Origin of the sequence: Aeromicrobium terrae (assembly GCF_008039565.1) — a bacterium.
Classification (GTDB): domain Bacteria; phylum Actinomycetota; class Actinomycetes; order Propionibacteriales; family Nocardioidaceae; genus Aeromicrobium; species Aeromicrobium terrae.
Genome location: NZ_VDUX01000003.1, coordinates 104,726 through 119,099 on the forward strand (window position 1 = coordinate 104,726; position 14,374 = coordinate 119,099).

At 73.0% G+C, this 14,374-nt stretch carries 11 protein-coding genes; 1 reads left to right on the forward strand and 10 read right to left on the reverse strand.

Translation table 11 applies throughout. The features are described from left to right. Positions 1-9 precede the first annotated feature (9 nt). Genes FHP06_RS07165 through FHP06_RS07195 form a run of 7 tightly spaced genes read right to left on the reverse strand, consistent with a single transcriptional unit; the run spans position 10 to position 7,323 of the window. Positions 10-1,254, reverse strand: coding sequence for an ankyrin repeat domain-containing protein (locus tag FHP06_RS07165; RefSeq protein WP_147685292.1), 1,245 nt, complete (start codon positions 1,252-1,254; stop codon positions 10-12). Then, positions 1,251-1,883 carry a GntR family transcriptional regulator gene (locus FHP06_RS07170; protein WP_187271830.1) on the reverse strand — a complete coding sequence of 211 codons (633 nt, stop codon included), beginning with the start codon at positions 1,881-1,883 and terminating at the stop codon, positions 1,251-1,253. The genes FHP06_RS07165 and FHP06_RS07170 overlap by 4 nt, the downstream gene beginning before the upstream one ends. 29 nt (positions 1,884-1,912) lie before the next feature. Further along, complete coding sequence (locus FHP06_RS07175; RefSeq protein WP_147685295.1) at positions 1,913-3,019, reverse strand: cysteine desulfurase family protein; 1,107 nt, start codon at positions 3,017-3,019, stop codon at positions 1,913-1,915. Further along, positions 3,016-3,864 carry a carboxylating nicotinate-nucleotide diphosphorylase gene (gene nadC / locus FHP06_RS07180; RefSeq protein ID WP_147685297.1) on the reverse strand — a complete coding sequence of 283 codons (849 nt, stop codon included), beginning with the start codon at positions 3,862-3,864 and terminating at the stop codon, positions 3,016-3,018. The genes FHP06_RS07175 and nadC overlap by 4 nt, the downstream gene beginning before the upstream one ends. Continuing rightward, complete coding sequence (gene nadB / locus FHP06_RS07185) at positions 3,861-5,393, reverse strand: L-aspartate oxidase (RefSeq protein WP_147685299.1); 1,533 nt, start codon at positions 5,391-5,393, stop codon at positions 3,861-3,863. Before nadB ends, nadC begins: the two co-directional genes overlap by 4 nt. After that, a complete protein-coding gene (gene nadA / locus FHP06_RS07190; RefSeq protein ID WP_147685301.1) occupies positions 5,390-6,652 on the reverse strand; it encodes a quinolinate synthase NadA in 1,263 nt (420 codons plus the stop codon). Before nadA ends, nadB begins: the two co-directional genes overlap by 4 nt. Next, the gene (locus FHP06_RS07195; RefSeq protein ID WP_147685303.1) at positions 6,649-7,323 is read right to left on the reverse strand and encodes an NUDIX hydrolase; all 675 of its coding nucleotides are present in this window, start codon (positions 7,321-7,323) and stop codon (positions 6,649-6,651) included. The genes nadA and FHP06_RS07195 overlap by 4 nt, the downstream gene beginning before the upstream one ends. A gap of 109 nt (positions 7,324-7,432) precedes the next feature. Between FHP06_RS07195 and FHP06_RS07200 the strand changes: the two genes are divergently transcribed. Beyond that, the gene (locus tag FHP06_RS07200; RefSeq protein WP_147685305.1) at positions 7,433-8,581 is read left to right on the forward strand and encodes a GNAT family N-acetyltransferase; all 1,149 of its coding nucleotides are present in this window, start codon (positions 7,433-7,435) and stop codon (positions 8,579-8,581) included. Here the strand turns inward: FHP06_RS07200 and FHP06_RS07205 are convergent. The 3 genes from FHP06_RS07205 to FHP06_RS07215 form a co-directional block, all read right to left on the reverse strand. Further along, positions 8,578-11,982 carry an error-prone DNA polymerase gene (locus tag FHP06_RS07205; RefSeq protein ID WP_147685306.1) on the reverse strand — a complete coding sequence of 1,135 codons (3,405 nt, stop codon included), beginning with the start codon at positions 11,980-11,982 and terminating at the stop codon, positions 8,578-8,580. The genes FHP06_RS07200 and FHP06_RS07205 overlap by 4 nt on opposite strands. Before the next feature lie 93 nt (positions 11,983-12,075). Continuing rightward, positions 12,076-13,587, reverse strand: coding sequence for a DNA polymerase Y family protein (locus FHP06_RS07210; RefSeq protein ID WP_147685308.1), 1,512 nt, complete (start codon positions 13,585-13,587; stop codon positions 12,076-12,078). Beyond that, the gene (locus tag FHP06_RS07215; RefSeq protein WP_147685310.1) at positions 13,587-14,282 is read right to left on the reverse strand and encodes a hypothetical protein; all 696 of its coding nucleotides are present in this window, start codon (positions 14,280-14,282) and stop codon (positions 13,587-13,589) included. Before FHP06_RS07215 ends, FHP06_RS07210 begins: the two co-directional genes overlap by 1 nt. Positions 14,283-14,374 lie beyond the last annotated feature (92 nt).

The window sequence follows — 14,374 nt, forward strand, 5'->3', positions numbered from 1 at the left end:
CCAGCGTACTCACGCCCGGCTGAGCAGCCTCACGATCTCCCGGTGACTCCGCCGCTTCGCGTGCTCGAGCGCCGTCACGCCGTCCTTGTCGGCGATCGACGGGTCCACGCCGGCCTCCAGCAGCGTCGTCACGATGCGCTGCCAGCGCGCGGTGCCCTCGCCGAGGACCACCGCCTCCAGCAGGGCCGTCCAGCCGAGGTCGTTGACGTGGTCGAGGTCGATCGAGGTGTGCTCGACGACCCAGGCGACGTACTCGTCGTGGCCGCGCTCGCTCGCCGGGATCGCCGACGTGCCACCGAACCGGTTGAGGATCGCGTAGTCCGGCTTCGCGGCAGCGACGATCCGCGCCATCGGCACGCTGCCGTTCACGCCGGTGACCAGCCACGGGGTGTCGTGACGGTCGTCGAGCGCGTCCGGGTCGGCGCCGAGGTCGACGAGCAGTCGCGCCGCGGCGCGGTGGTCCGCCGCGGCCGCGAGCAGCAGTGGCGTCCGCTTCCGGCCGTCGCGGGTCTCCAGGTCGGCCCCCTGCCGGATCGCGACGGCCGCGGCGTCGGCGTCCCCGCTGCCCGCGGCGCGCAGCAGGGCGGCGTTCGCCTGGCTCTTGGTCATCCGGTCCGCCTCCAGGGCACGGTCGAGGGTGGTGGCGATGCGGCCGAAGCCGAGCCGCCGAGCATGGTTCCGCGGGCTGATGCCGTCCCGCTTCGGCGCGACCCTGACGTCGGCACCGCCGGCCACGAGCGCACGCACGGTGTCGACGTACCGGCTGCTGCCGTCGCCCAGCACGATCGCCTCGTGCAGCGCGACCCAGCCGAGGTTGTTGACGTGGTCGACGTCGATGTCGGTCTGCAGCAGCCGCCCCACGACGTCGTGGTGGCCGCGCTCCGCGGCACGAATGAGGCCCGTGCCGTTCCACTTGTCCAGGCTGTCGACGTCGGCGCCGTGGTCGAGGGTCAGCTCGAGCAGGCCGAGATACCCCTCGCTGGTGGAGATCAGGTACGCGCTCTGCCGCGTCTCGTCCTTGGCGTTCACGTCGGCCCCGGCCGCGACGAGCCGGCGCGCCGTGCGCACGTCGTTCTTCCAGGACGCCGCGATCAGCCGGCGGTCCAGCTCGTCCTGCGAGAGGTTCGCGAACGGTTCGTCCGACGCCGCCGGCGACGGTGATGCCGACGGCCGAGGCCTCGGCTCCTCCTCCGCGGACCCGCCGCACCCGGCAAGCACCAGCGTGGCCGCCGTCGCGGCGACGACGGCCCTCATCCGGGCTGCTCCGCGTCGAAGGCCTGCCGGCTGGTCGCGAGGTGCCGACGGTTGACCGCGTGCACCCGCCTGGCGTCGCCGGACTCCATCGCCTCGACGAGCTCGCGGTGCTCGGCATGGATGGCGGCCGGGTCGGAGTGCTGGCTCAAGAGCCACCGCATGCGGGCGTCGAGGTCGACGAGCAGCCCGCGCACCATCGGACCGTGGCCGATGCGCGCCATGATCGCGTGGAACTCGGCGTTGGCGGCCACGGCGGCGTCGACGTCGCCGGCGTCGAGGTGCCGTTTGACGTCCTCCAGGTTGTCGCGCAGCGGCGTCAGCTCGTCGGTCGCCTGGGTCAGGTGGTCGACGATCACGCCCTCCAGTGCGGCGCGGACCTCGAAGAGCTCGTCGATCTCGTGCGGCTCGTAGGTGCGGACGGCGGTGCCGCCGGTGTCGCGCTCGACGGCGAACCCGTCGCGCACGAGCGTGTGCAGCGCCTCCCGCACCGGCACGCGCGAGACGCCCAGCTCGGCGGCGATGGTCCGCTCGACGAGCCGGGAACCCGCGGGATATGTGCCGTCGACGATCCGCTCACGGATGCGCGCGGAGACGTCACCGCGCAGCGGCTGGTACTCGGTGGACTTCACCCAGAAATGGTATACCAACGAGTCAAAGCTCAACCGACCACGTCGGCGAGGGCCTGCGCGGCCTGCTCGAGATCCTCCTCCGAGGTGGAGCGCCCGAACGTGAAGCGCACCGCCGTCTGGGCCACCTCGCGGTCGTAGCCCATGGCGGTGAGGACGTGCGAGGGCTCGTCGCTGCCGGCGGCGCACGCCGAGCCGCTCGAGCAGACGATCCCGCGACGCTCGAGGTCGAGCAGGATCGACTCGCCACTGCGGCCAGGGAAGACGAACGACGCACTGCCCGGCAGCCGACGGGTCGGGTGGCCGGTGAGCTGGGCGCTGGGGACGTCGGCGAGGACGCGCTCGATGAACGCGTCCCGGCGCTTCGCGACGTCGTCGGACGGCCCGGACGCCAGTGACAGGGCCGCGGCCATGCCCACGGCGCCGGCGACGTTCTCGGTGCCCGAGCGGCGGCCGGACTCCTGTCCCCCGCCGTGGATCAGCGGCTCGAACGGCGTTCGCCGGTCGACGTGGAGGACGCCGACACCCTTCGGTGCGCCCAGCTTGTGCCCGGAGATGCTCATGGCCTGGACGCCGAGGCGTCCGACGTCGAGGTCGAGCCAGCCGGCGGCCTGGACGGCATCGGTGTGGAACGGCACGCCGCGCTCCGCTGCCAGGGCGGCGAGGTCGGCGACAGGCTGGATCGTGCCGACCTCGTTGTTGGCGAGCTGGACGCTGACCAGCGTGGTGTCGTCGCGCAGGACGCCGGCGAGGTCGTCGGCCGACACGAGGCCGTCGTGGTCCACGCCCAGCACCGTGACCTCGAAGCCGGTGCGGCTGAGGAACTCGGCGGACTCCAGCACGGCCGGGTGCTCGATCGCGCTGACGACCACGTGCCGCCCGCGCGGCTGTGCGAGGGCGATGCCCTTGACCGCCGCGTTGTCCGACTCCGTGCCCCCGGACGTGAACGTGACCTCCGACGACCGGCAGCCCAGCACGGCGGCGACGTCGGCGCGGGCCTGCTCGAGGGCGTGTCGTGCCGCCTCCCCCACCTCGTGATGGCTCGACGGGTTGCCGAACGCCGGGCCGAGGTACGGGCCCATGGCGGCGAGGACGTCGCGCTTCAGCGGCGTCGTGGCGGCCTCGTCGAGATAGATCATGTGAGGGAGACGTCGAGTCCGAGGTCGAGCGACCGCACGCTGTGCGTGAGCGCGCCGACACTGATGACGTCGACGCCGGTGCGCGCGACCTCGCCGACGGTCTCGAGGGTGATGCCCCCGCTGGCCTCGACGATCGCGCGGCCGGCGACGAGCTCGACGCCCTTCACGAGGTCGGGGACGTCGAAGTTGTCGAGCATGATCGTGCCGACGACCCCTGACTCGAGGACGGGCACGATCTGGTCGAGCCGGTCGACCTCCACCTCGATGTGCGTGGTGTGCGGCAGCTGGTCCGCAGCGCGTCGGAGTGCCTCGGTGACGTCCTCGACGACGGCGAGGTGGTTGTCCTTGGCCATCACGGCGTCGGACAACGAGTACCGGTGGTTGTGTCCGCCGCCGCACCGCACGGCGTAGCGCTCGAGGGAGCGCAGGCCGGGCGTCGTCTTGCGGGTGTCGACGATGCGCGCGGAGGTGTCGGAGACGGCCGAGACGTACCGCGCCGTCAGGGTGGCGATGCCGCTCATCCGCTGGACGAGGTTCAGCGCGACGCGCTCGGCCTGCAGCACGGACCGCGCCGGACCCTCGACCGTGGCCAGCACGCTGGTGCTCGGGAACGCCTCGCCGTCGGCGACGAGCGGCTTGACCAGCACCTCGTCGTCCAGGGCGGTCATCGCGACCACGAGGACCTCGGCACCGGAGAACACCCCGTGCTCGCGCGCGACGAGCTCGGCCCGCGCCACCGCGTCGGCCGGCACCAGCGTCTGCGACGTGAGGTCGCCGAACGGGGCGTCCTCGGCCAGCGCGAGGTCGACGACGCGCTGGATCTCCCGGCGGTCCAGTCCGATCATCGTGCGACTACTCCCGAGTGGCGTGCCTGCGCCGGATCCGTCTCCGGGAAGTCGGTCCGGAAATGACCACCGCGCGACTCGCGACGGGCGAGGGCGCTGGCCACCACGGCCCGCGCGACGACGAGCAGGTTGGCGTCCTCCGCGGACTTGGCGTCGGTGACGTCGGGGGTGCTCCACGCGGCAAGAACAGCCGCCGCCTTGGCGAGCGTCTCGCCGTCGCGTGAGAGCCCCGCCGCGTCCCACATCAGCTGCTGGAGCTCGTCGCGGGTGAACGACCGGCCGTCGTCCGTGGCGTCGCCGAGGTCGACGGACTCCGGTGCGGACCAGTCCGCGTCGGACGGGAACGCCTCCCACGGCTGGTCGAGCACCTCGACCACGCGGGTGCCGTAGACCGCTCCTTCGAGGAGCGAGTTCGACGCGAGCCGGTTGGCTCCGTGCAGCCCGTTGCAGGCGGCCTCGCCGACGGCGAACAGCCCCGGCAACGAGGTGCGGCCCCACGCGTCGGTGCGGATGCCGCCCATGTAGTAGTGCGCGGCCGGGGTGACCGGGATCGGCGTCGTGCCCCAGTCGAAGCCCTGGGCGCGGCAGGCCGCGTCGATGTTGGGGAACCGCTTGGCCAGGAACTCGCTCCCCAGCGCCGTGGCGTCGAGCCGGACCGGGGCTCCGTGCTGACGAGCCATCTGTGCGGCGATGCCGCGGGCGACGACGTCGCGCGGCGCCAGCTCGGCGTCCGGGTGGACGTCGGTCATGAACCGCCGGCCGTCGATGTCGATGAGCACCGCGCCCTCGCCGCGGACGGCCTCCGAGATCAGGAAGTTGCCCGGAGCCGCGAGCGACGTGGGATGGAACTGGTAGAACTCCAGGTCGGCCGCGACGACGCCGGCCCGCAGCGCCATGGCGAGGCCGTCGGCCGTGGCCACCTCGGGGTTCGTCGTGTACGGGAACAGCTGGCCGGCACCGCCGGTGGCCAGCACGATCGCGTCGGCCGTCAGCTCGGTGCCGTCGAGCAGACGCACGCCCACGACCCTTGAGCGCGTCGAAAGGTTTGCTTCGACGGGCTCGACCACCAGGTCGACGACCGTGGTGTTCTCCAGCACGGTGGCCGCACTCTCGCGCAGCCGGTCGATCAGCGCGTACGCGATGCCGGCACCGGTGGCGTCCCCGCCCGCGTGCAGGATCCGCGCGTGCGAGTGCGCGGCCTCCAGCCCGTGCGCCAGGACCCCGTCGTGCTGGTCGAAGGCCACGCCGCGGTCGATCAGCTCGCGCACGGCGTCAGGGCCCTCGGAGACGAGCACCTCGACGGTGTCCTCGTCGCTCAGGCCCGCGCCGGCGACCAGCGTGTCCTGCACGTGCGACGCCACCGAGTCCTCGGACGTCATGACCACGGCCACGCCGCCCTGCGCGTACCGGGTGTTGCTCTCGGCCAGGCCGGACTTCGTCACCAGCGTGACGTCGTGACCGGCGTCCAGGGACTCCAGCGCGGCAGTCATCCCCGCCACGCCGCTCCCCACCACGAGGACGTGCATCATGCCCCCTTCGGCCGCGCGGCCAGCATGCGGTCGAGCGCGATCTTCGCGTCCGTGGCGATCTCGTCGGGCACGACGATCTCGTTGCGCACCTCGCCCTCGACGAGTCCGTCGAGCGTCCAGGCCAGATAGCCCGGGTGGATGCGGTACATCGTGGAGCACGGGCAGACGACCGGGTCGAGGCAGAAGATCGTGCGATCCGGGTACTCGGCGGCCAGCCGGTTGACCATGTTGACCTCGGTGCCGATCGCGATGACGTCGCCCGGCGACGAGGCCGCGACGAACCTCCGGATGGCGTCGGTGGAGCCGGACGCGTCGGCGGCGTCGACCACCGGCATCGGGCACTCCGGGTGCACGATGACCTTCACGCCCGGGTGGTCCGCGCGGGCCTGCTCCACCTGCGCGACCGTGAAGCGCTTGTGCACCGAGCAGAAGCCCGGCCACAGCAGGACCTTGGCGTCGAGCAGCGTCTGTGGGTCCTGGCCCAGGCCCGGCTTGCGGGCGTTGACCATCGGCATGAGCTCCTCCGGCACGCCCATGGCCTTGCCGGTGTTGCGACCGAGATGCTGATCCGGGAAGAACAGGACGCGGCGGCCGCGCTCGAACGCCCACTCCAGCACTGTCGACGCGTTGGACGACGTGCAGACGATGCCGCCGTGCCGTCCGCAGAACGCCTTCAGCGCCGCCGAGGAGTTCATGTACGTCACCGGGATGACCGACGCGAGCTCGCTCTGGTCCTCGTCCGCATAGAGCTCCATCAGCTCCTCCCACGCCGCCTCGACGGAGTCCTCGTCGGCCATGTCGGCCATCGAGCACCCGGCGGCCAGGTTCGGCAGGATCACGTGCTGCTCGGGGCGGGCGAGGATGTCGGCCGTCTCGGCCATGAAGTGCACGCCGCAGAACACGATGGTCTCGGCGTCCGGCTTGGTGAGCGCGGCGTTGGCGAGCTGGAACGAGTCACCCACGAAGTCGGCGTACTGGACGACCTCGTCCCGCTGGTAGAAGTGGCCGAGGATCACGAGACGGTCGCCCAGGGTCTCCTTGGCGGCGCGGATGCGGGCGTGCAGCTCGTCGTCGCTCATCTGTTGGTATGCGACCGGCAGCTGGCCGGGCCGCACGACCGGCGTGGGGATGACGTCGTCCTCGGACGCGCCCGGACCGTAGCCCGGCACGAGGTCGAAGACCCATGGGCCCTCGGCGAGCTCCGCGTCGCAGGACGCCGCCGGCGCGGCGGTGATGGTCTCGTGGACGGACGTGCTCATCGAGCGATCTCCTCTGGGCGGGCGGCGGCTCGGTAGAGCGCCGGCGGTCGGTGGCTGGTGCCGGTCAGACACGTGCCGGTGGGCTCGATCGTGCGGCCGGCCAGCACCTGGCGACGGAAGTTGGCGGGGTCGAGCGACTTGCGCAGGACGGCCTCGTGCACCTCGCGCAGCTCGGCGAGCGTGAACTCGTCGGCGAGGAACGCGTGGGCGATCGGCGAGTACGTGATCTTGGCGCGGAGCCGGTCGAGGGCGTACCGGACGATGTCGTCGTGGTCGAACGCGAGGTCGGGCACGTCGTCGGCCACGAACCACTCGACGTTCTCGCCGTCGATCGCGCGGGCGTCCTCGTCGGGCCGGACGAGCGCCCAATAGACGATCGAGACCACCCGGTCGGGCGAGCGGTCGACGGCGCCGAACGAGTACAGCTGCTCCAGGTAGGAGTCGCCGAGGCCGGTGGTGCGCTCCAGCGTGTGCCGGGCCGACGCCGCGAGGTCCTCGTGCGCCTCCAACGGTCCGCCGGGCAGCGCCCACTTGCCCTCGTAGGGCTCGCGGATGCGCCGTACCAGCGGCAGCCACAGCGTCTGCCGGCCGGTGGACGGGTCGGGGCGGAGCGCGAAGATCACCGTCGAGACCGCGAGCGAGACTCGCTGGTCGACCTGGGTGGTGGTCACGGGGCCTCCTCGTCCACTTAGAGTGAAGATGACTCTAAGTCCTGAGCCCGACTGTACCGGCCCCTTAGAGTCAGGTCAACCCTAAGTCCGCGTCGGGCAGGATGGTCGCATGACGACGGTGCGCCCGCTCGGGCCGGACGATCTCGAGGTCGTGCAACGCCTGTCCGGCGAGGCCTTCGGCCGCGGTCCGCGCGACGACCCGTGGCCCGACTCGCTCGACCTCCCCGCCCGGCGGTTCTGGGGCGTCGAGGACGGCGGCGAGCTCGTGGCCGTCGCGGTCCACCGCGCGTACGAGTCCTGGTTCGGGGGCGCCGCGGTGCCGACCGCCGGCATCGCGTCGGTGACCGTGGCCGCCGAGCACCGCGGCCGGGGCCTGCTCGCCCCGCTCTTCGCCGAGATGACCCGGGAGGCGCGCGAGGGCGGCGCGGTGATCTCGACGCTGTACCCGACGGCCCCCGGCATCTACCGGCGACTCGGGTACGAGGTGATCACGTCGCTCGACTTCGTCACGGTGCCCACCGCAGCCCTCACCCAGCCGGGCGCGACCACGCCCGTCCGGCGCGCCGGGCGCGCGGACTTCCCGGCGATCCAGGCCGTCTACGAGCGCTGGGCCTCGGCCCAGAACGGCCCACTGACCCGCTGGGGCCCGGCGTTCACCGAGGACATGATGGACACCGTCACCGGGGTCACCGTGGTCGACGCGCCCGGCGGGGAGGGCATTCGGGGGTACGCGGCGTGGGATCGCGGCGCGGGCTACGGCGAGAAGGCCGAGCTGATGATCTGGGACCTGATCGCCGACGACGCCGACGCCCTGGCCGCGTTGCTCAGCACGCTGGGGTCGTTCGCGCCGGTGGCCCCGACGACGGTGCTGCGCACCTCAGGGCTCGACCCGGTCGACCACCTGCTCCGGTCCTCGCGCACCGGACTGCGCAGCTCGAACCCGTACATGCTGCGCGTCCTCGACGTCGGCGCGTTCGAGCACCTGCGCTACCCCGACGACCTCGACTGCACGCTGTCGTTCGGCATCGAGACGTCGCAGCACGTGCTGACCGTCCAGGACGGCCGCGGCACGGTGAGCGACGTCGGCGCCGGCGACCGCGTGCTGAGCCCGGCCGGTCTGGCGCTCACGTTCTCCGGCGCGCAGTCGGCATCGACGCTGCGCCGCCTCGGGTACCTGCGCGGCGGCGACCCGGCCGACGACGCGCGCTGGGACCACCTGCTGCGCGGCCGCTCCGTCCACGTCCGCGACTACTTCTAGCGGAAGTCGCGAGAGCGGTGGCTGCCGGGGACGCGCCCGGCGGCCGCCGGGTAGAGCGTCTCGATCCGGTCGAGCCGCTCGGCGACGAGGTTGACCACGTTGTCCTGACGTTCCAGCTGCCCGCGGATCACCAAGCCGGCCGCGTTGCGTGCCACGCGGCGGTTGCGCTGCCACACCGCGTCGAAGACGACGACGTTGAGCATGCCGGTCTCGTCCTCCAGGTTCAGGAACGTCACTCCCCCGGCGGTGTACGGGCGCTGGCGGTGCGTGACGAGGCCCGCCACCCGGACCCGGCGGTCCGCCTCGTGCGTGGCGGTGTCGGCCACGGACAGCACGCCCTGCTCCCGCAGGAGCTCGCGCAGGTGCTCCATCGGGTGCTCGTCGGGCGAGATCCGCGTGGCCCACAGGTCGGCCAGCGTCGTCTCGATGTCGGACATCCCCGGGAGCGTGGGCGGCGGCGCCTGCACGGCCGTGCCGGACAGCCGGTCGGGGGCGTCGGTGTAACCGGCGTTCCACAGCGCCTGCCGACGGCTGATGCCGAACGCGTCGAACGCCCCCGCCGTGGCCAGGGCCTCCATCTGCCCCACCGACAGCCCGGTGCGCCGGACGACGTCGGCCATGTCGGCGAACGGCGCCTCGGCGCGGGCCGCGACCACCCGCTCGGCGTCCGCCGCGCCGATGCCCTGCACCTCGGTGAGCCCCAGCCGGACCCCGAACGCGGCGTCGCGCCGGTGCGTGAGCGTGGGGTCGGGCGTGGTCTCCAGGTCGAACGGCGGCACCGGCGGCTGCTCCGGCTCGAGGCACGAGTCCAGTCCCCCGGGCTCCTCGTCGTCGAGGGGCTCGAGATCGGCGTGGACGCCGGAGCGGGTGATGTCGGGGCGCAACGTGCGGACGCCGTGCAGGCGGGCGTCGGCGGTGAGTGACTGCGGCGAGTAGAAGCCCATGGGCTGCGAGCGCAGCAGGGCGGCCAGGAACGCGCCGGGATAGTGCAGCTTCAGCCAGGAGCTGGCGTAGACGATGAGCCCGAAGCTGATGGCGTGGCTCTCGGCGAAGCCGAAGTTGGCGAACGCCTGGATGCGGTCGTAGATGTCGTCGGCGAGGTCGCCGGTGATGCCGTGGTCGGCCATGCCGGCGTAGAGCGTCTCGCGGAGCCGCTCGATCCGCTCGACGCCGCGCTTGGAGCCCATCGCGCGGCGCAGGAGGTCGGCCTCGTCGCCCGTGCACCCGCCGACCGCCATCGCGATCTGCATCAGCTGCTCCTGGAACAGCGGGACGCCGAGCGTCTTCTCCAGCACCGGCTTCAGGGCCGGGTGCTGGTACGTGACCGGGTCCTGGCCCATGGCCCGGCGGATGTACGGGTGCACGGCGCCGCCCTGGATCGGACCGGGCCGGATGAGCGCGATCTCGATGACCAGGTCGTAGAACCGCCGGGGCTGGAGCCGCGGCAGCGTCCCGATCTGCGCGCGGCTCTCCACCTGGAAGACGCCGATGGAGTCGGCCCGGCAGAGCATGTCGTAGACGCCGGCCTCCTCCTTGGGGATGGTGGCCAGCGTCCACGGCTCGTCGAGGTGCTCGGCGACGAGGTCGAAGGTGTGCTGGATGGCGCCGAGCATGCCCAGTCCGAGCAGGTCGAACTTGACCAGGCCCATCCAGGCGCAGTCGTCCTTGTCCCACTGCACGACGGTGCGGCCCTCCATGCGGCCGCGCTCGATGGGCACGACCTCGCCGACCGGCCGCTCGGTGAGCACCATCCCGCCGGAGTGGATGCCGAGGTGACGGGGTGCCTTGAGCAGGCCGTTGGCGAGGTCGACGACCGCGGCCGGCACCGGGCGTTCCGCATCAGGACTGATCGTGTGCCAGCTCTCGATGCTCTTGCTCCAGGCGTCCTGCTGCCCGACGGAGTAGCCGAGCGCCTTCGCCATGTCACGGACCGCCGACTTGGGCTGGTAGCTGATGACGTTCGCGACCTGGGCGGCGTTGTGGCGTCCGTACGTCCGGTAGACCCACTGGATGACCTCCTCGCGGCGGTCGGAGTCGAAGTCGACGTCGATGTCGGGCTCCTCGTCGCGGGTGGCGGACAGGAACCGCTCGAACGGGAGGTCGTACTTGATGGAGTCGACGGCAGTGATCCTCAGCGCGTAGCAGACCGCGGAGTTGGCGGCAGATCCCCGGCCCTGGCACAGGATCCCCTGGCTGCGGGCGAACGCGACGATGTCGTGGACGATGAGGAAGTAGCCCGGGAAGTCCTTCTCCTCGATCACGGCGAGCTCCTTCTGCAGCCGGCGCTCGGCCTCCTCGCGGTTGCTCGCGTAGAGCTCGTCGGCGCCGCGGCGCACCAGCTCGCGCAGCCAGGACATGGGTGTGTGGCCGGGGGGCACCTGCTGCTTGGGCAGGCGTGGCGACGCCTTCCGGAGGTTGAAGGCGATCTCGGAGGCGATCTCCACGGACCGCTCCACCGCGCCCGGGTACCGCGCGAACCGCTCGCTCATCTCGGCGCCGGAGCGCAGGAACGCGCTGCCGGAGGCGGGAAGCCAGCCGTCCAGCTCGGCGAGGCTGCGCCGTGCCCGGACGGCCGCGACCGCCTGCGCGAGCTTCCGGTCGGCCGGCCGCGCGAAGTGGACGTTGTTGGTGGCCACCGTGGGCAGGCCGTGCTCGGCGGCGAGCTCGGCCAGGACGTCGTTGACGACGCCGTCGCCGGGATGGCCGTGGTCGGTCAGTTCGACCACGACGGCGTCGCGGCCGAACAGCTCGACGAGGCGATCGAGCGCGCGGGCGGCGTCGGAGCGCCCGCCCGCCGCCAGCGCCTGCCGCACGAGCCCCTTGCGGCAGCCGGTCAGCACCGTCCAATGGTCACGTCCCTGCTCGGCCACCTCCTCGAGCACGTACTCCGGCTTGCCCTTCTCGTCGCCGCGCAGCTGTGCCTCGGTGATGGCCGCGGCCAGCCGGTGGTAGCCCTCGACCCCACGCGCCAGCACCAGCAGGTGGCTGCCCTCCGGGTCGGCGACGCCCTGCTGCGGCGCGGTGAGCCCCAGCGACAGCTCCGCACCGTGCACCGTGCTCAGCGACGGGTACTCCTGTGCCGCCTCGGCGAACCGCACCGAGCCGTAGAAGCCGTCGTGGTCGGTGACCGCGAGGGCCGTCAGACCGAGCCGCACGGCCTCCTCGACGAGCGACTCCGGGCTGCTGGCGCCGTCGAGGAAGCTGTACGAGGTGTGGCAGTGCAGCTCCGCGTACGGGACGACCGGGCCGCTGGGCGGCTCCGGACGCTCCGGCGGCTCGTACCGCCCGCGCTTGCGGCTGAACGCCGGCCCGTCGCCCCCATCAGGCCACGCCGTGCGGCTGCGGCCCGACAGCCGGCGCTCCAGCTCCCGCCACGGCACGTCCGGGTTGTTCCAGCCCATCAGCGCCCCCCGTCCACGCTGGGAGTGACGTTTTCGCCCGGAAAATCCGGAAAACCGGGCGAAAACGTCACTCCCAGCGGGTGGGTGGTGCGGTCAGTCATAGCGGGCCTCGGTGAGCCAGCGGCCGTTCTCGACGGCCATCAGCCAGGCGCTGCCGTCCGCGCCGACGACCTGGAACCGGGCGATGCGCCGCGGCTCGGACTCGTCCCACCACAGCTCGTCGACGGGCCAGGGGCCGGCCCACGAGGCGACTCGCTGCCAGTCGGCATCGGCGGCCGCGCGGAACCGCTCGGGCGGGCAGCTGATGGCCCCTCGTCCGCTGACCGCGACGGGCTGGCCCTCGGCCCCGACGACGAGCGCCGCGAGCGGCTCGGCGAAGACCGTGGCCGGGGCCGGCGGCGGGATGCGGCCCGGCCAGGGCGCGTGCGCGGACCGCACCGCGACCGCGCGCTCGCCCCACGGCGTGGCCAGCGCCCGGTCGGCCGGGCCGCGGCCGCCCTGCACCTCCACGGCCAGCACCGACTCGTGACCGACCATGCTCTGCACCCGCGCGACGCCCCGGGCCACGCGGTCGTCGGGACCGCTGCCGAACAGCGTGTCCGCGTGGTCGGCCAACGGCTCGGCCACCGCCGGGACCAGTCGCACGGTGGTGACCGGGGCGAGGACACCCCCTGCAGCCAGCTGCCACCGCACACGGTCGACGACGTCGACCGCGCCGAACCACCGCGGATGCCGCCACTCCCGCGACGACGCCAGCACGCCGTCCGCGTCGACCTCGATGCGCACCGTGGTGCACACCAGCCCGTACGCGGCGAGGTCGGCCACGAACCGCTCGGCGGTGGTGCGGATGCTGAAGGCGACGGACTCCGCGTTCGCGAGCGGCGGCTCGAACGAGGCCTCGGCCTCGAGCTCCGGCGGGACGGTACGACGCGAGATCGGGTGCGGGTCGAGCCCGCGGGCCAGCCGGTGCAGCAGCTCGCCGTGGCCGCCGAACCGGGTGTGGACGTCGGCGGGCGAGAGCCGGGCGAACGCGCCCACGGTGGTCAGGCCCATGCGCCGGAGCAGCCCGGCCAGCGACGGGTCGTCGAGCGTCTCGACCGGAAGGTCGGCGAGGAACGCGGCCGACTCCCCCGGCCCCACCACCAGGCAGTCCTGCGCCAGCGCGCGACGCGACGCCTGCTCGGCGGCGAACAGGCCGTCGGCCACGCCGAGGCGGACGTCCCACACACCCAGACCCACCAGCCGCTCGGCGATGACCGCGCCCGCCTCGGCCTCGCCGCCGTAGAAGCGGGCCGGCACACGGAGGGCACACAGGCCGGGCCGCAGCGGCGCGACGCCGGGGCTGAGCTCCTCGATCGCCGCCAGCACCACCTCGAAGGCCCGCGCGTCGGCCTCGGGACGGTGCTCGTCGAGCACCAGCTCGGGGCAGCGGGACTGGGCGTCGCGACGGCGCATCCCGCGCCGCACGCCCTCCCTCCGGGCCCCGGGCGAGCAGGCGAGCACCTGACCCTTGGCGAGCACCGCTGCCGGCGTGCCGGCCGGCAGCCCCTCCAGCATCGGCATCACCGGCCAGTCGGGGCACCAGACGACCATCGTCCGGGCCATCACCCCACGCTGCGCAATACGACAGGGGGCAAGACGGCGGGCGGCTGCTCGACCTGCCGGACGGCGCCGTCGGCGTCCCACGCGAGCCGCGCGGACACCGTGCGGCCGACGCCGCGTGCGACCTCCACCGTGGCCTCCCGGGCGCGCAGGTGACCGTGCCCGGCCCCCAGCCCGGTCCACTCGACGTCGTGCATCGACAGCCGGGCGTCGCAGCGCGGCCAGTCGCCCCACACCACCAGCACCGACCCGCGCTGCCGCAGCCGAGCCGCCAGCCTGCTCACATCAGCCGCCCACGGCCCGGCACCCCCGCCGCCCGTGGCGGCAGGTGGCCTGACCAGGACGACGCCGAGGACGTCGACCAGGGCGGCCGTGGCCTCCAGCCAGGCCTCGCCCGGGGCGGGCACCCAGATGGTGCGCGACAGCTCGACGCCGGTGGCCGCCGCGGCCTCCGGTCCGAGCTCGGGAGCGCCCACCACGCCGCACCACGCGCCGTCGGACGACGGTCCGGCCAGCAGCAGCGTGGCCAGGCTCGCCGACCCTGCGACGTAGCTGCCACCGGTCTGCAGCTGGAGCAGCCCGGAGAGGGCAGGATGCGTGCGGACCGGCTGCGCCGACGGTCTACCCTGCATCTGGGTGACCCGGGCGCGCAGCGCCTCGATGGTGGGCGCATCCTTCTCGGCAAGTCCGGCGGTCACTCTTCATTTTCGAATGCCTGTTCGAACAAGTCAAGATCGTCTCAGCACATGAGCAAGGGCCCCGCACCTCTCGGTGCGGGGCCCTCGCTCCC

Bases quoted from the DNA above. Each gene is read 5' to 3' on its own strand.
- FHP06_RS07165 (WP_147685292.1), bottom strand. From the start codon at position 1,254: ATGAGGGCCGTCGTCGCCGCGACGGCGGCCACGCTGGTGCTTGCCGGG.
- FHP06_RS07175 (WP_147685295.1), bottom strand. From the start codon at position 3,019: ATGATCTATCTCGACGAGGCCGCCACGACGCCGCTGAAGCGCGACGTC.
- nadC (WP_147685297.1), bottom strand. From the start codon at position 3,864: ATGATCGGACTGGACCGCCGGGAGATCCAGCGCGTCGTCGACCTCGCG.
- nadB (WP_147685299.1), bottom strand. From the start codon at position 5,393: ATGATGCACGTCCTCGTGGTGGGGAGCGGCGTGGCGGGGATGACTGCC.
- nadA (WP_147685301.1), bottom strand. From the start codon at position 6,652: ATGAGCACGTCCGTCCACGAGACCATCACCGCCGCGCCGGCGGCGTCC.
- FHP06_RS07200 (WP_147685305.1), top strand. From the start codon at position 7,433: ATGACGACGGTGCGCCCGCTCGGGCCGGACGATCTCGAGGTCGTGCAA.
- FHP06_RS07205 (WP_147685306.1), bottom strand. From the start codon at position 11,982: ATGGGCTGGAACAACCCGGACGTGCCGTGGCGGGAGCTGGAGCGCCGG.
- FHP06_RS07210 (WP_147685308.1), bottom strand. From the start codon at position 13,587: ATGGCCCGGACGATGGTCGTCTGGTGCCCCGACTGGCCGGTGATGCCG.